The organism is Clostridium sp. CF012, assembly GCF_018861755.1.
Lineage (GTDB): Bacteria > Bacillota > Clostridia > Clostridiales > Clostridiaceae > Clostridium_AD.
Map to the genome: position 1 here is coordinate 325,019 of NZ_JAHLEF010000002.1, position 26,439 is coordinate 351,457.

The window sequence follows — 26,439 nt, forward strand, 5'->3', positions numbered from 1 at the left end:
TAAGCATTATGATTTTCTGTATGATTTTCAACTATATAAGCACTATATTTATATATAAATATAGAAAACTTAAGAAGCTTTCAAAGAGAATATTTGTAGCCACCTAACCCTACAAATTGGAATTTATAGGGTTCGATAAAAAAACATAATAAAAGTTACTTAATCATTAATAAGTATTGACTAAAAGTATGAATGGATATATTATAGATAAATACAGTCTGTAATATCTGATTAATGATACATGGAGGATTAGCATGAAATATACCAAAGCTACTAATTATGCATTACATATAGTTGCATATATGATTAAGTATGATAAAAAAGATAATTTAAGTTTGCATCCTTTGGCAAACCATTTAAATATTTCGCCGAGTTATTTGTCAAAGATTTTAACGCAGTTAGTAAAAGCTGATATAATTCAATCAACTCCTGGTGTAAATGGTGGTTATGTTTTGCGTAAAAGCAAAGAAGATATTTCACTTTTAGATGTAATTAAGGCAACAGAAGGAAGTAGCCCTATGTTTACATGTGAAATGGATGAAAATCATGCGTGCAAAATCCAAAAATCAATGGAAGAAGCAGAGAATATAATGGAAACCTATCTTAAAAATAAAAAACTATTTGAAATTATATAAAAACGCCATAATTTCATAGGTGTTTTTATACTCTAATTATAGATAAATACAGTCTTTAATATATTTGATTAAGATAATTATATTTTTGTTATAAATAGCTTATTAACAATGTTTAGTCTAAAATAAGATTTATATTAATAATAAAATTATAAAAAATTTAAATACTATTTAGTGAATAAAAATTTTGAAGGAGATGTATATATGTCAGAATTTTGGGAAAAAAGTTTTGTAGAAAAGCAAGCGATGTGGGGTTTTGAGCCATCAAACACTGCAATTATAGTAGCAGATTACTTTGCTGAAAATAATCTAAAGGATATCTTAATACCAGGTATTGGATATGGAAGAAATGCAAAACCATTTATTGATAATAACATGGAGGTTACAGGGATCGAAATTTCTCAAACAGCCATTAATATAGCAAGGCAAAATGGAATTAATAATAAAATTTATCATGGGTCAGTATCAGATATGCCTTTTGAAAATAAACTCTATGATGGTGTAGTTAGCTTTGCACTTATTCATTTGTTAAATGAAGATGAAAGAAAAAAGTTTATTAATGATTGCTATAACCATTTAAACCCAGGCGGATATATGATTTTTACGGCTGTTTCAGAAAAAGCTCCAATGTACGGTAATGGCACGAAGCTTGCTAAAAATTATTATGAAACAACTTATGGGGTAAAACTGTTTTTCTATGATTTTAAATCAATAGAGAAAGAGTTTGGAAATTATGGGCTTGTAGATTTTGTAGAGATTGATGAAATATATAAGGAAAATCCAAATAAACCTCCAGTAAACTTTTTAATGATAAAATGCAGAAAAGAGATGTAAAGCTGATAAAGCTCTCAAATACAACCTATGATAGGTTAATCATATAAGAAAATAGAACACCATTTGCTCTATTTTTTTAGTACGTACTATTTTAAATCTATCCACTAAATTACTATTTGTCTGCATATTATCTTAACTTCGCCTTTAAATACCAGTTTGAATCATTTGATCAATCTTTGTGCTTGGTTAAATAAGAGAAAAGGAACGGCCAACCGTTCCAATAACTGGTGTTCTGAGTGTGGATGGGAGTTCATTCGGGGGTATCTTTCAAATTAAAATTATCCACAGTGAGACCAATATTTATAGATCTTTAGTTCCGCTTTTTTTCTATCATTTATTCAGGTAATTTATCGTGCTTTTAATTATTTATTTTTTGAGATAATCTGCGATTTAGGGGTGGGGGGAATAAAAAAATGAAGGAGTGCGGGGTTGTGCTCCACATTTCCTTCATTTATTGGGACAGACTTTAATATTCTTGGACAAGGTTTGTTGTTTGTCTACAGGCGTATGTAGCTTTGTAATAAAGACTGATCAGAATACCTATTATAAATGGCTTAAATCCGTAGTGTTCATTAATTTTTTTTATAATATAGTTTGATCAAAACTATATAAACAACTTATAACCACTTTTAAATTTTTATAATAAAGTTTGATCAAAATGATTATTTAGGTAACTTAACTTCTTTATTTTAATACTCCCTTTTGTATAGCAGCGCCATACTTGAATGCATTGTTAAGTTATAGAATTAAGTCCTATTTCTAAATTCAAAACAGTTAGCTAATAGTACTTTTTATTGAATTTGGGTAAAAAGCTTGTACTGAATTTGTATATACATGATCATTTAAAGGGTGTATTCGTTGAAAAACTTTAGGAAATTCTGCTCCACCAATTGGTACACGCATTAGCATTTTTGATTTTGAGATATCTACTCTATTATCTAATTTAGAAACAAAATAATATAGATATGATATTAAATTGCCCATCAATAAATATCCACTTATTTAACTCCTTTATATATGCCTCTAATACAACATGCCCTGCCCCAGACTCCCTTATTTCTGCATCTTTGGTCCTCAATGATAGCTTTCTAGAAGGTATTCAAGTGCATTTAAGCAACCGTCACATTGCTGTATATTCAAAACAAACTCGTATCACCCTCAAACCCCCTCCAAACCCTTACGCCTCAACCCCTTGACCCTATTCCCTCACCTTTCCCCTTAAACCTAATTCATAATAAAGTCGTGTCAGAATAGGATCAAGGTTTAAGGAAAAAGGGCTAAGGATTTCATTTTCTAATGCTCTTTTTCTAATTTTTTTCTATAGTGTTTTTTCTATTTACCTTTCTATTTTCTTTTATATTCTTTTAAAGCCTTGTTATATGAGGGTTGAGGTGGGGTTTTTCTGATTGAAAGTCTGGTAAGAATTCTGAATGGAAATCTATTATTTTGATGATTCATAGGGTGGTTTTTTCTTTTTTCTTTTTTCTTTAACTTCGTTCGTAAATGAAAAAAAGCCAGGAAGATCTAATCAATTCTGATTAAAAATCCCTGACTTCTAACATGGCTTTTTTATTAGTAACACGAGTTTTTTATGAATCACACGGGTTTTTTAGTATTATACAGCTATATGTTTGTACTATACGTTCTTTATCCGCGCACATACATGTGTTCTCAGTTAAATTGCTTATCTGACCCTTGGAATTTTGTAAAATAAAATAGCTAGTATTTCAAAAACACTAGCTATTTTTATTAATAATCACAGCTTTAATTGGCATTTAAAGCTATTTCAAAACTTCCTTAGAAATATTCTTTTCATCTCAATATACCCATATTCCTATATCTTTTCATATGGATAGACACCTTTTATATTTCTATTAAGATAAGCCCCAACTGATGGCGCATTCACTAGTTCTTCGAATACTATTGGATTACTCACATTCTTATATAGGTATTCACTACCATTTAAAAATTTCACCATTATAATCTCTTCCTGCTCATCATACCCAACGCTTTCAACATTTGAAGATGCCACTTGTATCATTTCAATATCGTTATACATAAATTTATTCCTCCTTATTTGTTTCTTTTTCATTATCAGTTAATCTTCCACTTCTCCATAAACTAATTACTTTTGAATAACCCTCATTTGAAGGTTTTTCTTTTTTCCACTCTACCGATACTTTAGGATCACTGCTCTTAGGTGCATCTGGAATTTTATCAAATTTAATTCTACATGGAATTTTTACTGCTTCTCCACTAATAATAGCTTCTCCAGTTCTTAAACTTGGTAATAAACTTATCATATTATCTAAATCCTGTTGTATAGCACCAGCTACTTTAGATTTATCACCATTATTTGTCATTCTAAGTGCAACCACCGTTCCACATTGACTTAGAACTGTTTCATCTAATTCTGAAGCTCTTTGAGTAGCAAGGAGAAGTCCTACTCCATATTTTCTACCTTCTTTTGCAATAGCCTGTACAGTTCTTGATGCAACAGAATTCTCTCCAGATTTAAGATAATTGTGCGCTTCTTCTAATACAAATAATAATGGTTGTTGCCTTCCTCCCACTTTCAAATTTTGGCCCCAAAACAAACAATCATAGACAATTTTTATCAATGTTCCAGCTATAGACATCATCATTTCTGATGGTATACCAGATAAATCAAGAATAGTTATAGGTTTATCATGACCAATCCAACCTTCAATTAACTTGTCTAAATCTTTTTTTATTCTCCCTTCCAAGCTAGCTTCTGGTGTCCATTCTCCAGGATTGAATAAAAAACTATACCTTTGATCCACTAATCTATTTCTCATTCCATCTAGGAATCCCTGAATTCCTTGAGCTTGGAAATTTATAAATGGTGATCCACTACCAGAACTAGCAGGAGGGTACTCGTTAGACACTAAATTCTCTGCATTACCCTTTTTAATTAAGGTCATTTTTGTCTCAGGCTGTCTACTTCTTTCATGTGTTTGCTTCTCAAAATCATCTAAATCAAACCATAATTGATTAATACTAAATGGTATTGGACTATCAGATGTAATAGTTTCTTCCCTTGGTATATGTTCTAAATATTTTGCAGCACTGATTTTTCTTTTTAATATTTCTTGACGAAAATAATCTTCTTTTTTATCATTTAACTCTCCTGGAAATATCTTCATTAACTCGTTAAACGGTAATGCCCAATATGGAATATTTAATTCTTCTTCACCTACTTCTTTTGCATTGACTCTAAATACCTTGCTATATCCTTTAAAAATATTATTATATTCACCATGCGGATCTATCAATAATATTCTAGCACTCTTAAAATCCCCTAATGCTATCTCTTTAAGTATTACAGATACTGCATTTGATTTTCCACTGCCTGTAGCTCCTAACACCGCGCAATGCCTTGAAACCAACTTATCAATATCAACATACGCAGGCAAACTTTCCGAATTGCTTATATGACCTATCGTAATGGATCTGCTACCATCTTCACTCCCATAAATCATTGAAAGATCTTCTTTTGTAACTAAATGTACATCATCATCGGATGAAGGAATTTGCAATACCCCTCGTTCAAATTTCGTACCTACTCTTTCTCCAATTAACACCGCCGATAACCATCTTGTTCCATAATCCATTTCTTTTTCTATTTGTTCATGATTTAACCGTAAAGACTCTGGTATCGCATCTGCGCCTATTTGTGTAATTATTGCAAATACATGAGTATATCCCAAAGGTATTTTAATAAATGAACCTATTTGTCCCACCCTATATACTATCCCGTCAATAATTGGCATCATGGACTTTACCCTTTCATCCAACCTTACAGATATTTTATTTCCTGATACATTTTTTATCTTTCCTATAAAAGTTTGATTATCACATCCCATTATTATCACGCTTTTCACTTTTATATGAATTATTCCAACTAAGAACATTTAAAAATTTAACATATTTTTCGAAAGCTCCTAAAGTAAATTTACCTCTTCCATCAAATTCCTCATCCAAAATCACTTCATCTTGCTCAAAGTATGTCTTTATATCCTCTTCTTTTTGAGGTTGATCCCTTAATCTCCATTCTCCATATACTCCACCAATTACAGCGTGTCGCATTCCATATACGGATAGTTTTTTTTGACTCATAGCAAGTTGGGCTACTTGATCAGTCTCTTTTAAATCACTTCTTTTAAATGCATATACATGAGAGATTCTTGATTTGTTTAAAGCGCTCATTATTGTTTCATTTATATGCTGGTCTCCAAATGAATAACCCAACACAAAAAGCACTGAATCCTCTTGTTTAACAAAATCCTTCAACCTATCTATTAAACTAACATAAGGTTGCTTTTTAGAATGCGCATATTTTAAAGTTGATGGGTATATCATTATATCTCCCTCTTCTCCGCATTCCCCTATATTTTTATTTCCTTTTACTACCATACCTTTATCATCTGCCTTCCATCCTAACGAACCATGGACTTTCCACAAGCGCGTCCATTTTGGAACACTTTTGTCATCCTGTTCTATAGCATCAGGATAAAAGAATGGAGTGTATCCACCTACGAATCCATCAAAATAAGGTGCTTTGTGTTCTTCTAATGCCATCTCAAAAAGATAATCATAATTGGTAGTAAATATTTCTATAGGGTATTTCCTTGATGCTTGTACAATCCATGTTGCTAAATCAAAATGCGGTGTTTCTTTTATTTTTAGATCTTTATTGTTATGTACAGATACACTGTCTTTAATGTGATTTTCAATGTTTTTTTTCAATTCTTCAAAACCACTTTCATCTAATCCTGATAGTGTTCCATTTCCAATTACTGATGCTTTTTGTGTTATTACAGAAAGAATATTTTCTAACTGAAACTTCTCCTTTTTCTTTATTAATTCATCTTCTATATCCTTTATTACCTCAATAAACTTGGGCGATTGTTTTACCTCTTTAATAATAGTCTCCGTCATTTCTTCCATTGCTGATATAAATTTTTTACCGTCCTTATTTATTGAAACTGAGGTTCCTGCCCCACTCAAAAATCCAATTTTTTTAGAATCAGAAATTAAAATTTGTTTTAACATTCTAATATATTCTCTAGGATCATAGCTATATGTAACTTTTTCTTCAATCAAATTTTTCACCTCTAAATTAATATTCATATTCAATAGTAGTACTTGTTCTTACAACTTCTTTAACCGTAAATGTTCGTTCATCAACCTTATTAAAGTCAATTTCTAATCCAATATCCCCAGTTATAATTTTTAATTCTTTGTATTCTTCAAACAATTCGCCTAATATTTTAGTGATATCCGTTCTAAAACAATTCATTTCCTCACCATATTCAGATATAACTACTAACTTTAGCTTTTCATTTTGTGCGATTGTTGCTGCTAATAATGTAGTAAGTCCCAATATCCCCAAATGATTTCCATAGAATGCTGTTTCAACATCACCATCATTAACCTTAGGTATCAGATATCTTTTATTTAATTCTTCATTTAGTCCTATATTTTTACAATTGGCGTTCTCTATAGCATTCAGCTTGTTTTTCTCATATATATTAAGTTCCTTAGGTTTAATCGAACCAATATGTGGCACTAAAACATCACATTCTAAAAAGTTATCCTCTAATCCTATAAAATATCCAGTATCTGATGTAAGTCCTATGGTAAAATCTTTTCCTGACCTTAGATTTAGTTGAAAATTTAAACCTATCGCACCATCTTTACCATATAGGTCCTGATGCTTTACTTTAATAGCTTTAATTTTTATACCATTCCATTCTTTTTCATCCCCGGGGTTTAAAATGTTGATACTTCTAAAAGAATTAGCATTTGAGGGAATCAATCCATCAATTGCTTTATAGGCACTTCTACTTACAAATAAATCTATTTCTATTTTTTCTTGGTTTTCAAATTCTATTATATATTCAGCTATGCTTTTTATCTTGTTTTTAATTTCAACTTCAGGTTCATCTTTATTGATATAATAGTTTAATAATACTAAAGCTTCTTGAGCCTCCTTGTGGTTTGGGTCATCTTCTGTAATTATCTTAATTTCATTTGTAACATCATTTATTAAAGAATATTTTTCTTCAAAATTCGATACTTCATTAATTTCAAGTACGCATTTAAGTACCTTACATAATTTCTTATTTAACTTAACTCTTTTATTGTATTGATATACCATATTTTGTATTGAATCAAAATCACCATAGTGATCATTATGTGCATGTGTAATAACAATGGCATTTATATGATTCAATCTAAAAAATTCATTGTTCTTTATATCATAACCATTTTTAAAAAAATTTTCTAAAAAATCATATCCAGGATCGATTACTATCCCTTTACCATTGTGAATTAAAAAATACCCCCCTCCTTTGCTATCTTCGTTGTTTCTCGGAAGAATAGGTGTATAAGAATTATACCTTCTTAATACATATAATTTTGTATCATTTTCCTTGATTCTTTTCCCACATGTAAGCAAGCTATTGAATTCATCTTGAGCCTTATGCATATCCTCTATGATTTTATGATCAATTCTTTCTAATAATCCAATGGTTTTGTTTGCGATTTCATATGACTTTTTAATGCTTTTTACATCAATAGAATCTTTGTTTTCTGAATTTTTATCGTTTTTTACCTCATTAAATAGTACTTTATTTATCTCATGTAGTACTTGATTTATATCTCCAATTTTGATTAATTCAATATTTTTTTCTCCAATATTTTTTACTATTTCTGCAATATGCACATTATTTTCTATTTTACCCCTATGCATCCAATATACTTTTTCTATTTTATTACTCTCAACTGCACTTTTAATCAACTCAAAAGCAAAGTCCGTATTTTTACCTCTGTATCCTATAACCCAAAGTATTTTATTGCTTTCTCCTGAAAAAATCTTATTCCATGCCTTTTCACAATCTTCGATTTTAGAGCCACATGATAAACCTAGGTTAATATTTGTCGCTTTATCTTGATTTATGTCACCGTGTATCTTTAAAAGTATCTTCTTATCATAAAAAAAGTACTTTGTTATACCTCTTTGTCTTATCATTTTCTTCTTTATCCAATATGGGAATTCCTTTTCTATGCATTGTTCAAACAACATATCATAATTTGCTGTAATTATCTTATTTATATAATCTCTATCAGCAATTCTTATAATCTTTGTATGATTATCAGTATAGTTAAATTTTGATAATAAGCTTCTCCAAAAAATCATTAATCTATTATTATCTTCCTCAAATTCTTCTTTGTTTAATTTTTCATCTTTAAAAAACTCATCGAATTCGGGTCCGCTTGGAATACCAGCTTTCTTTGATACTCCTGCACCGCAAAACATAATAACTTCTTTATCCTTATTTAATTTATATTTCTTTATCAATTCAATAAATTCTTCTAGTTCCATAACCTTCTCCTATTTTAAATGTATATTTTTATATCTATATTATTAATAATTCTATATTAACTAAGTTTTTCCTCTTTTTTTGTAACTAAATGTAGAATTTTAAAAATTATATATCTTCTGTATTTATTATATTTTCTATAGTTAACTGCTATAATTCCTATTTCATAATATACAATTGAATATTACAAAAATGTCGTTCCTCACCCTCCCCATTTCCCCAAAATCTCCTTCATAATAAAGTCGTTCCGTAAACAGGCTCAACATTTAAGGAAAAATTACTAAGGACTATATTTTAATGCCTTTATTCTAATCTTTTTTCTAAAATTTTATGTCTATTTTCTTTTCTATTCTTTTTTACATTTTCTTTTAAATCCTTGTTCTATAGGGGTTGGGATAGCGTTCTTCTGATTGAAATTCTAGTAATAATTCTATTTTAAAGTCTATTATTTTTAGAATTGGTTGGTGGTCTTCACTTATTTCATGATGCTTAAACCTTTGACCTTCCCTTCTTCGCTACGCAAAAAAACCAGGCACCTTCAATCAATTCTGATTAAAAATACCTGACTTTGCCCATGGCTTTCTTATGAATGGAACGATGTTCTTTGTATTATATAACAATCGCCATACTTGATTTTTTAATGACTTTTTTATAAATGGTTAATCTTTCTTATAAAGTTACAACTATAACTCACAGTGTATTTCTGTTTCTTTAGTTGAGAGTAAAAATAAAGCATGAATAAAAATATATTTTTATTCATGCTTTATTTGAAAAATCTTTATACATTAAAGAATTATGAGTTTATTACCTTTTATATAACTATAGTTGTATGACAAACTATAGTATTTTCATTATGACATTATTAATTATAATTTGTGACAACAGTAATTATAACTCACAACAGGCGTAAACCCAGGCCCCTTTTTTCTATTCTACAGTAACTGATTTTGCTAAATTTCTTGGCTTATCAACATCGCAGCCCTTTTGGATTGCCATGTAGTAAGACAATAATTGTAGTGGAATTACTGAAATTACTGGTGCCAATATATCCATAACTTTTGGTATATAAGTTACAGAGAAAACTGATTTTGAAATTTCCGTGTGACCTTCTGGCGCGAAAGCAAATACTTTTGCTCCTCTAGTAGTTATTTCTTTTATATTACTTACCATCTTGTCAAATATTTCTTCTTGAGTAGCTAGTGCTATTACTATAGTTCCCTCTTCCATTAGTGCTATTGGACCATGTTTTAACTCTCCTGCTGGATAAGCATCTGAATGAATATATGATATTTCTTTAAGCTTTAATGAACCTTCGAGTGCAACCGCATAGTCAAGTCCACGTCCTATGAAGAACATATCTTTGTGCATATAAGTTTTTGCAGTGAATTTTTGTAGTGTTTCTTTATTTTCTAAAACCTTCTCTGCCTTTTCTGGAAGTTCCATCATAGCTGTTTTAATTTCTTCAATTTCTTCATTGCTTATTGTTTCTTTGTTTTGAGCAAAGAACAATGCTATTATATACATTGCTATAAGCTGAGTTACATAAGCTTTAGTAGATGCAACTGCTATTTCAGGCCCTGCCCAAGTGTATAGTACATCATCTGCTTCTCTTGAAGCTGCACTACCTACTACATTAGTTACCGCTATAACTCTTGCACCTTTTGACTTTGCAAGCCTTAAAGCTGACATAGTGTCTGCAGTTTCTCCTGATTGACTAATAACTATCATCAGTGTGTCTTTGTCCATTATAGGATCTCTATATTTAAACTCAGAGGCTATATCTAGTTCCACTGGTATTCTTGCAAGTTTTTCTATAACATATTTACCTACAACTCCTGCATGATATGCAGTTCCGCAAGCTACTATATATATTTTATTTAAATTTTTAATTTGCTCTTTAGTTATATTTATATCATCTAGTGTAATTGGTTGACCTAAAACTATTCTTGAAGTCATAGTGTCCCTAATTGCCTTTGGCTGTTCATGGATTTCCTTTAACATAAAGTGCTCATATCCACCTTTTTCAGCAGCCTCTGCATCCCAAGTTACATGAAAAATTTCTTTATTTATAATTTTGCCTTCTGGATCTAGTAGTTTTATTCCTTCACTGGAAATTACAACAAACTCCTTATCCTCTAATAAATATACCTCTCTTGTATGATTTAATACTGCCGGTATATCTGAAGCTACAAAAAATTCATCCTTGCCTAGTCCTACTATTAATGGACTATCTTTTCTTACTGCTACTAATTTATCTGGTTCATCGCTAGTAACTACTGCTATGGCATAGCTACCTTCCATTTTAGCAATAGCCTTCATTACCGCATCTACTATATTTCCATCGTAGTAGAAATCTACAAGGTGTGGTATTACTTCTGAATCAGTTTCAGATGTAAATTTATATCCTTTTTCCATTAACCATTCTCTTAAATGGATATAATTTTCTATAATTCCATTGTGGACTACACTAATAGTTTCACTTTCATTAGTATGTGGGTGAGAATTTTCATCTGATGGTTTACCATGAGTAGCCCATCTAGTGTGTCCAATGCCCAGATTCCCTTTTAGTGGTTTTTCTAATAATTGAGCCTCTAAATTTGCAAGTCTTCCCTTGCATTTAGTTACTTTTAAAACTCCATCATTTATAATTGCGATTCCTGCTGAATCGTATCCTCTATATTCTAATTTACTAAGACCTTCTACCAATATTGGTGAAGCCTGATTACTTCCAAAATAACCAACTATTCCGCACATATTCATCTTCCTCTCAAATTTAAAATTTTGCACAACGCATCATCTTTAGATGCGCTCATCACCTAAAAGCCATACTTAATTAAACATATTTATTATCATTGTTTTTTAATAATTATTTTAATGATAGTATTCACAGTTATCATACATAAAATTATTAATGTTGAATAACTGAAAATATGCGCTCTTAATAATCCAATGAAATATGCTAATTAATTCATCACCTATAGGTACTGTGATATTTATAAAGGTTTTAACACCAGATTGATGTTGTTACGAAAATCACTTTTCGCTTTTATCAATCATTAACGGTAGTGCGCTACCGCGGGGCATCCGCCGAAGATTCGATACTCCCCATCCTCGTCAACTCATAGTGCATTATAATTACTAATACTCCTGAGTCCTGGCGCTTTTTAATTAATTTCTCCTATCCTCCTTTACTATAATATTAAATAGACTGAAATCTTATGTTCCTTATCCATAAGGTTTCAGTCTATTATATTCATTTTATACCCTAAACGTCAATGCTTTTCACAATAAATTCATCAAATGGTTACTTTCCTTCGGTATAATTAAAACATACAAACGTCATATATAGTAACAATAATGGCACTTCGGAGTGACTTGCAATAAGTTGCGTAGAAACTATTAAGTTTAGCTTCAAACGTATAAAAAGAGTATATATTACGTAAATTGCATTTGAGCAAGCGTTAGTAATACTTAACTAATTTTAATGAAAGATGCATTAAGAAAAGTTCATGTTTGAACGCACGTGAGTTTGAACTTTTTAGCATCTTTCATTAAAATTAGTTTAGTATTACTTAGAGTCGCGAATGCAATTGTAGTAATATATACTCTTTTACCTATTTATTTGCTTTTTCTTCTATCATTTTTGCAAGATCATGTGCCATTTCATTTAGTTCACTTTGCACTTTACCCTCGAGCATTACTCGAACTAGAGGTTCTGTACCTGATGGTCTAATAAGTACTCTTCCAACTCCATTTAATTTCTTTTCTATTCTTTTAATTTCTTCCACTATTTCACTATCAGTTTCATGGATGTCATTCTTACCATTCGGTACCATTGCATTAACTAGTACTTGTGGAAGTTCTGTCATCATTGCTGCTAGCTCAGATAGTGGTTTCCCTGATTCTTTAATTACAGTGGCTAATTGAATTCCTGATACAAGCCCATCCCCTGTAGTATTAAAATCTAGAAAAATTACATGACCTGATTGTTCCCCCCCCAGACTATAACCTTCTTCTTGCATTTTCTCAAGCACATATCTGTCTCCTACTTTAGTTTTCACTGTAGTTATATTTTCTTCCTTCATTGCTATATCAAGTCCCAAATTACTCATAACAGTTACTACTACCGTATCTTTTGTTAATTTCCCCATTTCCTTAAAGTGTTTAGCACAAATAGCAATTATAAAGTCTCCATTTATAAGGTTTCCTTTTTCATCCACGGCTAAACATCTATCTGCGTCACCATCAAAGGCTAGTCCTAAATCGCAATGATTTTCTTTAACAAAAGCCATTAGGTGCTCCGGATGAGTGGATCCACAGTCTTTATTTATATTTACGCCGTCTGGGTCATTGTTAATAACTAAAACCTCTGCTCCAAGAGATCTTGTAGCTTTTACTGAGGTAATATAAGATGCGCCATTAGCACAATCTAATGCTATTTTAAGTCCTTTTAAGTCTCCTGAAATGGTAGATTTAGCGAATTCTATATAATCCTCTACGCCACTTAACTTAACTGTTTTTTTGCCTAAATCCCCTGCTATTGGTGATGGTACATCTTTAAAATCATTTTCTATAACTGCTTGTATTGTATCTTCTAATTCATCAGACAATTTAAACCCCTTGTTATTGAAAAACTTTATTCCATTATATTCTACCGGGTTATGTGAAGCTGAGATAACGACTCCTGCATCTGCTCCATATTTTCTAGTTAAGTATGCTACCGCTGGTGTAGGCACCACTCCAAGGCATATGGCTTCAGCTCCTACAGATAAAATTCCTGCAACTAATGCCGATTCTAACATATCTCCTGAAACTCTTGTATCCATTCCTACTATGATTTTAGGTTTATGAGCTCCATCTGTTAATACAAACGCTCCTGATCTTCCTAACTTATATGCAAGTTCACTTGTTAATTCTGTATTTGCTATACCACGTACTCCATCTGTCCCGAATATTCTACTCATATTATTCTACCTCTTTCTCAATAAATTATAGGTTTATTACAGATCATACCAATCAAAATAGCTACTTATTATGATGCTACTTTATTTTTCATTACTCTATTTCTTCTTCTTTTATCCACATTAATATAATAAATTAATTCCCTGAAAGGTACTGTCCAAATAGATATGCAATGATAATCATATGTACATTATATGAAAAATCTCTCATTATTGTTTCACTATTTATATACACATATACAAAAACTCTTATATATAAATACATGCATTCTAATTATAATCTAGTTTGTATTATACTACAATAATAAGTCCTTGTAAAAAATACCTAATATTTTGTAATTTTATAAACAAAAAAAATAACCCAACTGGATTATTTTTATAGGTTTAATTATTTTATTATATCCTCTAAAGTTTTAAAGTCAGGATTGAAATTAATGAAATGCCCTCCATTTTAGTAATTAATTTTTTCATATTACATCATCATGATTGTTGCTGTAATATAAAACACACCCTTCTGAAATTTCATTAATGTGTACCTAGAATACCTAAAGATCTACATTTTTTCTCAACTCTCATAAATATCCAGCTGCCTATTATGCAAAATATAATCATGCCTATTAAAATTATGAAATATTCCGTTCTTAAAGAAAATAGCGGTACTTGGTTAATTAATATTGCTCTACTACTATCATAAATATAGGTTAGGGGTAGAGATAACGATATAAATACAAAGAATTTAGGCATAACTTTTATAGGAAAATAACTCCCTGACATAGCGGAAACCATTGAACTGGTTATATCAATTATTCCGTTTGCCTCTTTTGCGATAAGCACTGCCGCTGCTACCGCCATACCAAGCCCCATCATACCTATTATTCCTGGAATTAAAAAGGCTAAGAACTGAAGTATATTTGAATTTATGGTAAATCCAAAAGCAAAGTGGCAAACTATGCCTGTTAAAATGACTTCAAAGGTTGTAGCACAGAATTGGAACAAACTCTTACTAACCATTAGTACTATTCTATTCACTGGTGCGCTCCAATTAGATTCTAAAACGCCTTCCCTCATCTCTTCCTTTAGTGAAAATCCCATGGTCCAAAAAACAGTACTTACATAAGCTGAAATTATATATCCTACTACTAAGTACCCCATAAAATCTGAATTTCCTGTATACCTTTCAAAGCCACTTATACTTCCATTAGAGCTAAAGGTTTTTCCCATAAAATAAAATGGAGTTAGCCACATTAGTGGATCTAAAAGAGTCATTATAAAATTTATTGGATATCTAAAATACATTTTCATGCTTATTAGAAACCTTGATCTAAATACTATTAATACATTTCTAATGCTCATGTTCTCACCCCCACACTTATTAGAATCTTTCTAAAGATCCTAAATTTTTAACCTTGTTTTCTGTATATGTGAATGCGATTCTTCCAAGAATCACAAGTATAATTCCTTCTACTAAACACATGTAAATATCCCCGCTAACCATAGCCAATGTTCCTCCACTAACCATTATTTGCCTTGTGGCTGAAATTCCATAGGTAAAGGGTATTAATTTAGATAATGACTGCATGAAATCTGGCATAATAGTTATTGGAAATGTTATGCCACATAGTATCATCATGGTTCCTCTTACTACATTAACTGCTGCATTGGCCTGCTTAGCCCATAATACTAAACTAGCAAAAAGAATTCCCAGACCGTAAACTCCTGGTATCATTATAACGAACATTAGAATCCATAATAATGGACTACCCGTAAAGTGAATCCCATATATATATCTATATTCTAGTACTGAAACAACAGATATTATAATAGCTTGAAACATTGATACTATTGCTCCTCCTATTAATAAATCAAATTTCTTTATAGGACAAAGCCAATTAGATTCTAAGGTGCCTCTTGTTTGTTCTTCGCGAAGGCAAGTTCCAAAACCCCACATTGTAGTATTTACCCACATCCACGCCATAGTTCCAACTACTATAAATGCTCTAAAGCTTCCTGTTCCTGTGGCAATTTTAAAAGTATCTACTCCTGCACTATTAGGGCCTGCAAAGCCTAATGCACTTAGAATATACATTAGTGGAAATATTAGAGGCCAAATTATAATCTGAATTATCCAGGTAGGGTATCTTACCAATTGAATAGTCTCTTTCTTTACGACTGCTGTGATAGTTCTTACTCTTCCCATACTATCGCACCTACTCTCTTAAACTTTTTCCTGTGAGATGAATAAATACATCTTCCAAGGAAGGCTCTATAATATTTATATTGAGTATTTGAGATTTGTTTTGTGATATGCTATCAATTATGCTTTGAATGATGGCGTTTCCATCGGTATGATGTATCGTAAGTGTGTAACTTCTACTTTCCTCTTTGTATTCTTTAATGACTTTTTCTACTGAAGCCATGCATTTTATTTGCTCCACTAGATTATCTGATACGCTACTTAAATCTATTTTTATAGACTTAATATGGTTCATGCTCCTCTTTAAATTTTCCGGGGTGTCTAATGCAATAATCTTACCTCCATCTATAATGGCAATTCTATCGCATAAGAAATCTGCTTCTTCCATATAGTGAGTGGTCAAAAGCACTGTCCTACCTTCTTTTTTAATATCTAAAATTATTTCTCTTAAATTTAATGCAGACTGTGGATCCAGTCCTAAAGTTGGTTCGTCTAGAAGAACTACTGGTGCATTTGGTATTAATGCCTTTCCAAGTGCTACCTTCTGCTTCATGCCTGTAGAAAATTTTTCAACTAATTCATCCTCTTTTCCATAAAACGCTAGTCTTTTTAAAATAGCATCGGTTCTTTGAGCTGCTTCTTTTTTATTTAGGCCATAAAGGGAACCAAAGTATTCTAGATTTTCTCTTGCAGTTAGCTTCCAGTAAACGCTTCTGTCTCCCGCAAGTACAGTTCCTATATTTTTCAATGCGTCCATGGGGTTTTTTTCTACATCCGTTCCCATTACAAGTACTTCACCACCTGTAGGCTTTAAAAGTCCTGTTATCATTTTTATAGTACTAGTTTTTCCTGCTCCATTTGGTCCTAAAAGCCCAAATATCTCCCCTTTGTATATATCAAAATTAACACCATCTACAGCTTTGAATTCCTTCTTCTCTATAGTTCTAAAGAATTTTTTCTTCTTGCTCATAAAATATTTTTTTAATTCTTTAACCTCTACCACCTTTTCCATTTTAATATCCCCCACAATATATTATTCTTAAAAAATTCCCCCATTTAGTTTTTTTACTTTATTTTTCACCCCAGGGTTGATACCTCTGGGGTAAAATTAGATTTAGATTCGTATTAGTACTTCCGTGCCATCATTAGCTCTTATATCTACTAAGTTTAGTCCTTTATAATCACTTAATGAAATAATCAAATTTCTCATTTCATTCCAGTCTATTAGTTCTAAATACTTAGCATCCTTTTCCTTCATGTGCTTTCTTACAATTCTCTCTATGGGAAGTCTTGTAACCAGTCTTACTACCCACATTGGCACCGGAATTCTTAGTTTTCTACCTTCCTCTGTTTTAATATAAATCCTCATATAACACCTCAAAAATTTTAGATTTATTCTATAACAACCTCGACTACATCCCCATCTGCAGTTTGTATGTCCACAATTTTTCCACTTATACCACCATCTATGGCGTCTAATATAGTTTGAGTCATGGCATCCATGTCTACGTCGTTCATTCCATTTACATTTATATTTGGAATTTTTCCAAAGGTTTTTATCATGCCACTTACAAATGCCAGTGGAAGGTTAATATTCACAATGTCATTTTCTTTAGATCTTACTTTTATTCTCAGCATTTTAATTTTGAATTTACTATTACCGTGACTATTATTTGATGGTGATTTGTCTAAAACAACAAATTCTTTACTTTCTCCCTTTAGCGCTTCTATAAGTTGCATAGCTTTTTCTGAATCAATTTTACCTTCTTCAACCATTTTTAATATTCTTGAAATCTCTTCATTCATTATATATCCTCCTTTTTGTAGCCCGAAATTTCCAATTCACAACTTTCTTACTTACCATTTAGCATATTTAATGCTTCATCAGCAGTGATTTCACCTTTTTCTAACATATCTATTACATCTTTTTTATCAACAGAAGGTTTTTGCTTTATAACAGGGTACCCAAGTGAAGTAATAACCTCGTCTAGCTTTGCCCTAACTGTTGGATATGATATGCCAAGTTCCTTTTCCACGTCCTTAATGTTTCCTCTAGATTTTAAGAATACTTCAATGAAATACAACTGCTCACTATTTAAATAATCAAATTTTGACAATTCAAATTGATTTTCAACCACAGTGCCACATTCATCACATTTAAGTCTAGTTACTTTTAGTTTAGATCTACAAACTGGACATTTACACAATATTTTATAAGTCATTTTTTTCCACCCTCTTTCTTTATATTCATTATATTACCATTAATTAAAATAATCAATCTATAAATTGATTATTTTAATATTTTTCCGATATATATTTATTATCTTAATATATATATTGATAATGTTAATATATATATATGATTTTTTTGAAGTTTTGTGTTTAAAAGTGGTTTATACCTTCTTTTGTTCTCCAACTATTGAGTCGCTTGATATAATAATCTCCCCGCTATATTCTACAAGCCCTATATTACACCCTTCGCCTATAGTTATAGTGTTTCCTCTTACTATTTTTGCATTGGTATTTTGGAGATATATCTCATCCCCTTCAATTAAGGCAGTAGTTAACATCCCCTTAGAATTAAACATTTTGTCAATTACTTTTCTAATGAAGGAATTGTCTAAAGGACTAACCCTTATTTCAATATGCTCTCCACCAATTTCTTGTACATTACAGTTACCGCCAATCCTTATATTTACTTCTCCTGCATTTAGCAGGCCTTGTATTTTAAAACTACCACTTGCCTTAAAACATTCTGCTTCACAATTTTTTTCTATATGAGCGCAGCCCGCTATAGTAACCTCTTCTGCACATAGGTTTCCTCCTACATGAGTTGACCCATTAATTTTTATACTTTGGCATTTAATTTGTCCTGTGACATGTGCTGAACCGCTGACCTTCATTTCTTCTACTTCTACATTTCCTTCGATCCTTGTAGACCCACTTATTTTTATAGTGCTTGCTTTTAAATCTCCTATAACTTTTGATGAACCACTAGTTTTAAAGTCTACACATTCTATATCTCCATTTATTTTTCCTGATCCACTTATGCTTACCTCATTATACTTTCCGCCACCAGCTGAACCTGACCCTGATATTTTTATATCTCCAGTATTATTTTTTTCCATATTCGTCCTCCTCATATTTCTCTAAAATATATCATAATTATTAAATCTTAATTTTTAGTTCCTGAATGCACTGTGAAATATTAAGCCTTAATACTATTTTCCCACCCTTTTCTATATAAAACTCATTAGGTAGGGTAATTAAAAAACATAGTGCCACTCCAAATTTTCTTAAAAAAACTATCTCGCAATTTTTACCCTCTAATGATTTATAATTTTCTTCTAAAGTCTCTATTATAAGTTTTCCTTCCTCTAATGATACATTTCCAGATAGCATGCTCTTTTCTAGCAATGAAATATATAAGATTCTCTCAAAAGAAAAGGTTTTTATTTCTCCGTATATATTTTTATGCATTGTTAGTGTTTGCCGTGCAACAATGTTCTTCTTTAATAACTCCTCTTCACTTAGAAATACCTCCCCGAGCTGCGGAGAAAACATCTGTGCTAAGCTATCTAAAGATACATCATCCTTCATATCTTTAATTCTTTCTATTCTATCTAATATTTTCTCTCTAGGAAAATAAGTTTCTTGACCGGTATAGCTAGATTTCTTTATAAACCAATCTTCCGGTATGAGATTTTTTCTTTTCCATCTATACAGCTGCCCATAGGAAACATTAGTTATTTCTAGTAATTCTTTTTTAGATATTAAATCTTCATCCATATTATCCTCCTTGTATACCTTTTTTAGATCCCTGGAGTAGATCCTAATTAGTAATTCTTATTAACTTTATATATTTAGTGTAACATAACATTGTTACGTTGTAAATAGTAAAAACCTAAATATACCAAATCTTCTAACAACAATTAATCTTAATCAAATTCCCAATATTTTCATCTATGCTATAATTAGTATATAGTTTGAACTTTAATTTAATACGCACCTATAAACCATTGTTTAATTAAAGAGATTTAGTTTTTTACCTGTAGGAGTTACCACTGCGCAAAGATTGTTTATATAATAGGAGGTTAAAAATATATGACCGAAAAAGAAATGTGGAATTTATATACTCAAAACAACCATATGAAAAATAAAACCTACGATGCTTGGTGTTTTGGTGGGGATACTCCAAATGAACTTGCAAAACTTGTAGTAGATGATGTCAAAACAGCAACCGCATCGGCTTATCAATTGTATGAACTTGATAACAGTCCATTGCCACCAATAGGTGGTTTGAATATTATTTTGGACTCTGATAATAATGCTGTTTGCATAACTGAAACAATTAAAGTTTATACTTGCCCATTTTGGAAAATATCAGAAAACCATGCTTTTAAAGAGGGCGAAGGGGATCGTTCCATAGCATATTGGAGAAAGGTACATGAAGACTTTTTTTCAAAGGAACTCAAAGAATACGACATCGATTTTGATAAAAACATGATGATTGTCTGCGAAGAATTCCAAGTAGTGTGGAAATAAAAAGTAAAAAAGCTACTGATTTCTCAGTAGCCTTTTCTCGATGTCTATGTTAGTCTATAACGTCTTAGATGTCTCTAATGTTTAATGTGATTAAAAAAGTATATATTACGTAAACTTCATGTGAGCAAGCTTTAGTAATTCTTAACTAATTTTAATGAAAGATGCGTTAAGAAAAGTGCATGTTTGAGCGTACGCGATTTTGCACTTTTTAGCATCTTTCATTAAAATTTGTTTAGAATTTCTCATCACAGCAAACTGAAGTTGTAGTAATATATACTTTTTTCTACTTACTTAACGTAAGAGGCTCCTATTTCAAGTGCCTTTTTATTTATTTCAAAGAATTTTTCTTTACCATGCGCCTTTAAAGCACTTACTAATTGTTCCATAGTTACTATTCCTGTTTTCTTTACCAAAGCTCCTAGTAGTACCATGTTAGCAATTTGTTTGCTTCCAATGTTCATAGCTTCTGTTTGAGCAGGAATACCTATTACTTCAATATCATCTCTGGTAGGCATTCTGTCTACAAGATCAGAATCCATTATTAAAAGTCCACCTTTAGCTAAGGTATCTTCAAACTTATCAAGGGAAGGTCTATTCATAACTATCAATGCGTTCGGCTTGTTAATTATTGGAGAACCAACTGGCTCATCTGAAAGTATAACAGAGCAGTTAGCAGTACCTCCACGCATTTCTGGTCCATAAGAGGGTAACCATGAAACGTTCATATCAGCATCCATTCCTGCGTATGCTAAAAATTTCCCCATAGAAAGTGTACCTTGACCACCAAATCCTGCAAATATAATCTCTCGTGTTGCCATATTATTCAACCTCCTGAGTTGTATCTTTTTTAACTCCTAGAGTATAGAATGGCATCATATTGTCTCTAAGCCATCCCATTGACTCATTAGGTGATAATCCCCAGTTAGTTGGGCATATTGATAATACTTCTACCATTGAGAATCCTTTTCCATCAATTGCATTTTGGAAAGCTTTCTTTATCGCTTTTTTAGTTTTATTAACATTTGGTACATTATCTACAGATACTCTTTCTACATAACAAGCACCGCCTAAAGTTGCTATCATTTCTGATACTCTAATAGGATGTCCTTGTATATTTACATCTCTTCCATAAGGCGTTGTTTCTGTTACTTGACCTGGAAGTGTAGTTGGTGCCATTTGTCCACCTGTCATACCATAAATACAGTTATTTACGAATATAGTAACAATGTTTTCGCCTCTAGTGGCTGCATGAACTATTTCAGCAGTTCCTATTGCTGCAAGATCTCCATCTCCTTGATATGTAAATACTACTGCATCAGGTTTAACTCTTTTTATTCCTGTAGCAACTGCAGGTGCTCTTCCATGTGCTGCTTCGAACATGTCACAGGCAAAATAGTCATATGCTAAAACAGAACATCCAACTGGTGCTACTCCTATAGTTTTATCTAATACATCTAACTCTTCAAGTACTTCTCCTACGAGTCTATGAATTAGTCCATGAGTACATCCTGGACAATAATGTGTAGGAACGTCTAATAATGCTTTAGTTGGTTGAAATACGATTGCCATTATTTTGCACCCCCTACTATTTCTCTAACTTTATCTAATATAGCTTCAGGAGTAGGTACCATTCCACCTGATCTTCCGTAAAAGTGTACTGGTTTTCTTCCTTCAACTGAAAGTCTAACATCCTCAACCATTTGACCACAACTCATTTCTACTGACATATATCCATGTTTTGTAGTTTTTATGGTTTTCTCAAAAGCTTCGATTGGGTAAGGCCAAAGTGTAATTGGTCTTATAAGTCCTAGTTTTATGCCTTCTTTTTCTGCCATTTTAACAACGTTTTTGCATATTCTTGATGTAGTTCCGTATGCAACCATTATTAAATCAACTTCGACATCACAATTGTATAATTCATATCTTACTTCATTTTTCTTTATCTCAGCATATTTTGCTTGTAATTTTTCATTATGTTTTTCAAGGTCTTCTGCTTTAAGATAAAGTGAATTTATGACATTATGTTTTTTTCTACCTTTTAAACCGCTGGCTGCCCAAGTTTTTTCTGGTAATATTTTTTGTTCTCTTTCTTTGAATTCTACTGGTTCCATCATTTGTCCAAGCATTCCATCTCCCATTACCATTACAGGAGTTCTATACATATCTGCAGTGTCAAAAGCATCTTGAACTAAATCCACCATTTCTTGTACTGATGCAGGTGCATATACAGGCATACTAAAATCGCCATGTGCTCCACCTTTAGTTGCTTGGAAGTAATCTGATTGAGCTGGTTGAATTCCACCAAGGCCTGGACCACCTCTAACTATATTTACAATAACACATGGAAGCTCAGCTCCTGCTATGTAAGATATTCCTTCAGCTTTTAAACTTATTCCTGGTGAACTTGAAGAAGTCATAGTTCTAACTCCTGCGCCCGCTGCTCCATAAACCATGTTTATTGCAGCAATTTCACTCTCTGCTTGCAAGAATACTCTGTTAATCTTAATCATTTTTCTTGATAAATATGCACCTATCTCTGTTTGAGGTGTTATTGGATATCCAAAGAAGCCTTGACAGTTAGCTCTAATAGCTGCTTCCCCTATAGCTTCATTACCTTTCATTAACACTTTTTCTCCCATAAGTTCATCCTCCTATTCTTTACTTTTCAACTGTTATTACTAAATCTGGACACATTTTTCCGCAAGATGCACATCCAATACATTCTTTCATCTTTTCTTCTGTTACTGTAGATGGATGATATCCTTTTATATTTAACTTATCTGAAAAACTTATGATCTTCTTAGGGCATACTGTTATACACAGTCCGCACCCTTTACATCTGTCTTCTCTAAAAGTTACTCTTGGCATGTTTAAACCTCCTCAAAATCCTAATTTATAAAATTTAAACGTTTACTACCCAATTCTACATCCTGAAGTCCAAACTGTCAACAAGGCTTATTATTTGATTATTTTCTTGCTATCTCCAGGGTGGTAGCATATGTATATCTATACCAAATATGTCACCTTGCAATTTTCCTGTCATTTTTGGGACTAAATCATTTCTGCAAACAGTATAAGCATGAGGTATATCTAATTCTTTGGAAAGCTGGGCTACCACCTTATCTCCATCTATTATATGTTGTTCTACAGTTTCATAAGATAAATTAGTATTGGAGATTAAATGTGTTATCTTAAGTCTTGAAGCTCTTTCTATGGCTTTAAAGTACTCTACAACATCTAAAGGATTTGATGTAAATGGCCTATTGGTATTTATAACGAAGAACATATCATATGGCTCTTCCACAAAGAACCTATTATACTGGCCTAACGCTGTCGAACCTGAATCATCTCCCCCTACATCTATTACTACCTCATAGCTTTTATCATTAAATATAGCTATTATTTCTGCTGGAACCACCATGAGTTCCGCATTAACTAGTTCTGGATTTGATGCTATGACTCTTACTCCATACTCCTCTAATTGCTTTCTCACGTCTCTTACACAAAAATATGGATTCACTATATCTAAGTCAGCTATTACAACTTTCTTACCTGCTTTTGCAAGATTTATTGCATAATTTATTGCTATTTCTGTTTTACCACTACCAAAATGTCCTGTAAATACCCTTATTCTACTCATTATTTTACTGGCTCCTTTCGTTTTGCTTTAAAATAATTTATTTTGATATTTAATAAATTATCAAATAAGTTCAGGCACATTCAAATAAATAGCATTATTGTTATTTATTTAAATGTGCCCTATAGTTTATTATTTATATTCTTTAGCCATTTCTTGACCGTTTAATACTCTTAAGCCGCCTTCAGCTAGTGCTAATAATTCATCCTCACCTGGATAAACTACTACCTTTGTTATGAATTCTACTCTTTCTTTTATATAACTCACCATAGGTTTACCGTAAGCTATTCCTCCAGTTAAAATTATAGCATCTACTTTTCCTTTCAAAACTGCTGCGCATTTTCCAATTTCCTTAGCCACTTGATATCCCATAGCTTCAAAAATCAATTTACATTTTTCATCCCCAGCTTGTGCTTTATCTATTACTTCTTTAGCATCGTTTGTATTAAGATAAGCAACGAAGCCACCTTTACCATTTATCTTTTTCTTTATGTCCTCAATTGTATATTTTCCACTAAAGCACATTTTAACTAAATCGCCTACAGGTAATCCCCCAGATCTTTCTGGTGAGAATGGACCCTCTCCGTCTAGTGCATTATTGACATCAATAACTTTTCCAGCTTCATGAGCTCCTACTGAAACCCCACCACCCATGTGTGCTACTATTAAATTAAGATCTTCATATTTTTTACCAATTTCTTTTGCATATCTTTTAGCTACTGCTTTTTGATTTAGTGCATGAAAAATACTTTTTCTTTCTATTTCTGGAAGTCCTGATATTCTAGCCACATCAATCATTTCATCAACAGTCACTGGATCAACAATAAATGCTGGTATATCTAAAGTTTTTCCAATTTCATTTGCAATTATTCCACCTAAATTTGATGCGTGCTGACCTTGTACTCCAATTTTTAAATCCTTGAGCATAGCTTCATTTACAGCATAAGTCCCACCCTCAATGGATTTTAGAAGCCCGCCTCTGCCTACTATTGCGTCCAAAGTATTTATATCAAAGTTTTTTTCCTTAAGTACATTTAATATAACATCTTTTCTGAAATTAAACTGTTCATATATATCTTCAAATTTACCTATCTCTTCTGATGAATGTCTTAGGGTTTCTACTAATACCTCTTTTTCATCTTCATATACACCTATTTTAGTAGAAGTTGAACCTGGATTAATCATTAACAATTTGTGCGTCATATTGTTCCTCCTTTGTACTTAAAAGTTATTTATTATATTCTGCAAAACGTTTTCTGTTAAGGCAATAGATGTAAATGCAGCCTTATAATTAGTAGTATTATTTATTATACTCTGCGACTAATGCTGCAAGTGCTATAGAATTTAATTTTGTTTCCGGAGTATCTGCTCTAGAAGTTAATATAACTGGTGCAGAAGTACCTACTAAAAGCCCACCATTTTTAGCCTGGGTGGTATAAGTTAAACATTTGTACATTGCATTTCCAGCTTCAATATTAGCCATTAAAAGAATATCTGCTTTACCTGCTACTGGGCCTTCTAGTTTTTTATGTTTTGCAGCTGATTCTGACAACGCATTATCCAGACCTAGAGGTCCATCAATAATACATCCTTTTATCTGACCTCTCTCATTCATTTTTGAAAGCATTGCTGCATCTAGCGTTGCTGGCATACTAGTGTTTACTACTTCTACTGCGCAAACTGCTGCAACTTTAGGAAGCTGCACACCGCAAGCTTTTGCAACTACTACTGAATTGTTTATTATATCTATTTTTTCTTTTAACTCTGGATACATATTGAAGGCAGCATCTGTTAAAAATATTAATCTATCATAGCCTGGTATTTCAAAGACTGCTATGTGAGACATTTGCTTTCCAGTTCTAAGACCTACTTCTTTGTTTAATACAGCTCTTAAGAAGGTAGCTGTATCTACTAAGCCCTTCATAAGCATATCCGCTTTTCCTGAGGATACAAGCTCAACTGCAACCATGGAAGCTTTTTTATCGTTTTTCTCATCTATAATTTCAAACTCTTCTATATTCATACCTATCGTAGCGGCTATAGAAATTATTTTTTCCTTATCGCCCACTAATATTGCATTAGCTATGCCATTTTTCTTTGCGTCTTGAATTGCCTCAAGAACTGGCTCATCCTGTGCTACAGCTACTGCTACAGTTTTCATTCCTTGCGTCCTTGCGGTATTTAATACTTCATTAAAAGTTTTAATCATTAGATTACACTCCTTCTA

The 26,439-nt window shown here is 31.9% G+C and carries 25 protein-coding genes; 3 read left to right on the forward strand and 22 right to left on the reverse strand.

The window, feature by feature from the left end; all coding sequences use genetic code 11:
- The first annotated feature begins 254 nt into the window (after positions 1-254).
- Together KPL50_RS04080 and KPL50_RS04085 are read left to right on the forward strand one after the other, a co-directional pair.
- A complete protein-coding gene (locus tag KPL50_RS04080) occupies positions 255-635 on the forward strand; it encodes an Rrf2 family transcriptional regulator (protein WP_216297162.1) in 381 nt (126 codons plus the stop codon).
- 201 nt (positions 636-836) lie between these two features.
- The gene (locus tag KPL50_RS04085) at positions 837-1,466 is read left to right on the forward strand and encodes a bifunctional 2-polyprenyl-6-hydroxyphenol methylase/3-demethylubiquinol 3-O-methyltransferase UbiG (RefSeq protein ID WP_216297163.1); all 630 of its coding nucleotides are present in this window, start codon (positions 837-839) and stop codon (positions 1,464-1,466) included.
- Positions 1,467-2,240: 774 nt separating this feature from the next.
- Here the strand turns inward: KPL50_RS04085 and KPL50_RS04090 are convergent.
- The 15 genes from KPL50_RS04090 to KPL50_RS04160 all read right to left on the reverse strand — a co-directional run bounded on the left by KPL50_RS04090 (position 2,241) and on the right by KPL50_RS04160 (position 19,819).
- A complete protein-coding gene (locus KPL50_RS04090; RefSeq protein ID WP_216297164.1) occupies positions 2,241-2,453 on the reverse strand; it encodes a hypothetical protein in 213 nt (70 codons plus the stop codon).
- An 847-nt stretch (positions 2,454-3,300) separates the two neighbouring features.
- Positions 3,301-3,525, reverse strand: coding sequence for a KTSC domain-containing protein (locus KPL50_RS04095; RefSeq protein ID WP_216297165.1), 225 nt, complete (start codon positions 3,523-3,525; stop codon positions 3,301-3,303).
- Between the two features lie 4 nt (positions 3,526-3,529).
- Entirely contained in the window at positions 3,530-5,371 is a 1,842-nt protein-coding gene (locus tag KPL50_RS04100; RefSeq protein ID WP_309245138.1) for an ATP-binding protein, read from the reverse strand.
- A complete protein-coding gene (locus tag KPL50_RS04105) occupies positions 5,343-6,620 on the reverse strand; it encodes an SIR2 family protein (protein WP_216297166.1) in 1,278 nt (425 codons plus the stop codon). The genes KPL50_RS04100 and KPL50_RS04105 overlap by 29 nt, the downstream gene beginning before the upstream one ends.
- Complete coding sequence (locus KPL50_RS04110) at positions 6,610-8,877, reverse strand: MBL fold metallo-hydrolase (RefSeq protein ID WP_216297167.1); 2,268 nt, start codon at positions 8,875-8,877, stop codon at positions 6,610-6,612. The genes KPL50_RS04105 and KPL50_RS04110 overlap by 11 nt, the downstream gene beginning before the upstream one ends.
- 925 nt (positions 8,878-9,802) lie before the next feature.
- Positions 9,803-11,629 (reverse strand): glutamine--fructose-6-phosphate transaminase (isomerizing), encoded by a 1,827-nt coding sequence (glmS, locus tag KPL50_RS04115; protein WP_216297168.1) that lies wholly within the window; start codon positions 11,627-11,629, stop codon positions 9,803-9,805.
- A gap of 860 nt (positions 11,630-12,489) precedes the next feature.
- Positions 12,490-13,839 (reverse strand): phosphoglucosamine mutase, encoded by a 1,350-nt coding sequence (gene glmM / locus KPL50_RS04120; RefSeq protein ID WP_216297169.1) that lies wholly within the window; start codon positions 13,837-13,839, stop codon positions 12,490-12,492.
- 522 nt (positions 13,840-14,361) lie between these two features.
- Positions 14,362-15,189 carry an ABC transporter permease gene (locus KPL50_RS04125; RefSeq protein WP_216297170.1) on the reverse strand — a complete coding sequence of 276 codons (828 nt, stop codon included), beginning with the start codon at positions 15,187-15,189 and terminating at the stop codon, positions 14,362-14,364.
- Between the two features lie 19 nt (positions 15,190-15,208).
- Positions 15,209-16,033: an ABC transporter permease gene (locus KPL50_RS04130; protein ID WP_216297171.1), complete on the reverse strand. Its 825-nt coding sequence runs from the start codon at positions 16,031-16,033 to the stop codon at positions 15,209-15,211.
- Positions 16,034-16,043: 10 nt separating this feature from the next.
- The gene (locus KPL50_RS04135; RefSeq protein ID WP_216297172.1) at positions 16,044-17,042 is read right to left on the reverse strand and encodes an ABC transporter ATP-binding protein; all 999 of its coding nucleotides are present in this window, start codon (positions 17,040-17,042) and stop codon (positions 16,044-16,046) included.
- A gap of 102 nt (positions 17,043-17,144) precedes the next feature.
- Positions 17,145-17,399, reverse strand: a complete 255-nt coding sequence (locus KPL50_RS04140) for a hypothetical protein (protein ID WP_216297173.1) — start codon at positions 17,397-17,399, stop codon at positions 17,145-17,147.
- 23 nt (positions 17,400-17,422) lie between these two features.
- The gene (locus KPL50_RS04145) at positions 17,423-17,836 is read right to left on the reverse strand and encodes a hypothetical protein (protein ID WP_216297174.1); all 414 of its coding nucleotides are present in this window, start codon (positions 17,834-17,836) and stop codon (positions 17,423-17,425) included.
- A 47-nt stretch (positions 17,837-17,883) separates the two neighbouring features.
- The gene (locus tag KPL50_RS04150) at positions 17,884-18,252 is read right to left on the reverse strand and encodes a DUF2089 domain-containing protein (protein WP_216297175.1); all 369 of its coding nucleotides are present in this window, start codon (positions 18,250-18,252) and stop codon (positions 17,884-17,886) included.
- Between the two features lie 171 nt (positions 18,253-18,423).
- Positions 18,424-19,158, reverse strand: a complete 735-nt coding sequence (locus tag KPL50_RS04155) for a polymer-forming cytoskeletal protein (protein ID WP_216297176.1) — start codon at positions 19,156-19,158, stop codon at positions 18,424-18,426.
- Between the two features lie 40 nt (positions 19,159-19,198).
- Positions 19,199-19,819 (reverse strand): YhbD family protein, encoded by a 621-nt coding sequence (locus tag KPL50_RS04160; RefSeq protein WP_216297177.1) that lies wholly within the window; start codon positions 19,817-19,819, stop codon positions 19,199-19,201.
- Positions 19,820-20,134: 315 nt separating this feature from the next.
- Between KPL50_RS04160 and KPL50_RS04165 the strand changes: the two genes are divergently transcribed.
- Complete coding sequence (locus KPL50_RS04165; protein ID WP_216297178.1) at positions 20,135-20,575, forward strand: ASCH domain-containing protein; 441 nt, start codon at positions 20,135-20,137, stop codon at positions 20,573-20,575.
- Between the two features lie 287 nt (positions 20,576-20,862).
- Here the strand turns inward: KPL50_RS04165 and KPL50_RS04170 are convergent, their stop codons facing one another.
- From KPL50_RS04170 to ptb, 7 genes are all read right to left on the reverse strand, one after another.
- Positions 20,863-21,393 (reverse strand): 2-oxoacid:acceptor oxidoreductase family protein, encoded by a 531-nt coding sequence (locus KPL50_RS04170; protein ID WP_216297179.1) that lies wholly within the window; start codon positions 21,391-21,393, stop codon positions 20,863-20,865.
- Between the two features lies 1 nt (position 21,394).
- Positions 21,395-22,144 carry a thiamine pyrophosphate-dependent enzyme gene (locus tag KPL50_RS04175; protein ID WP_216297180.1) on the reverse strand — a complete coding sequence of 250 codons (750 nt, stop codon included), beginning with the start codon at positions 22,142-22,144 and terminating at the stop codon, positions 21,395-21,397.
- Positions 22,144-23,214, reverse strand: coding sequence for a 3-methyl-2-oxobutanoate dehydrogenase subunit VorB (locus KPL50_RS04180; RefSeq protein ID WP_216297181.1), 1,071 nt, complete (start codon positions 23,212-23,214; stop codon positions 22,144-22,146). The genes KPL50_RS04175 and KPL50_RS04180 overlap by 1 nt, the downstream gene beginning before the upstream one ends.
- A 19-nt stretch (positions 23,215-23,233) precedes the next feature.
- Positions 23,234-23,443, reverse strand: coding sequence for a 4Fe-4S binding protein (locus KPL50_RS04185; RefSeq protein WP_216297182.1), 210 nt, complete (start codon positions 23,441-23,443; stop codon positions 23,234-23,236).
- Between the two features lie 109 nt (positions 23,444-23,552).
- Positions 23,553-24,215 (reverse strand): ATP-binding protein, encoded by a 663-nt coding sequence (locus tag KPL50_RS04190; RefSeq protein ID WP_216297183.1) that lies wholly within the window; start codon positions 24,213-24,215, stop codon positions 23,553-23,555.
- Positions 24,216-24,344: 129 nt separating this feature from the next.
- Positions 24,345-25,415: a butyrate kinase gene (buk, locus tag KPL50_RS04195; RefSeq protein ID WP_216297184.1), complete on the reverse strand. Its 1,071-nt coding sequence runs from the start codon at positions 25,413-25,415 to the stop codon at positions 24,345-24,347.
- A 97-nt stretch (positions 25,416-25,512) separates the two neighbouring features.
- Entirely contained in the window at positions 25,513-26,421 is a 909-nt protein-coding gene (gene ptb, locus KPL50_RS04200; RefSeq protein ID WP_216297185.1) for a phosphate butyryltransferase, read from the reverse strand.
- Between the last annotated feature and the right edge of the window lie 18 nt (positions 26,422-26,439).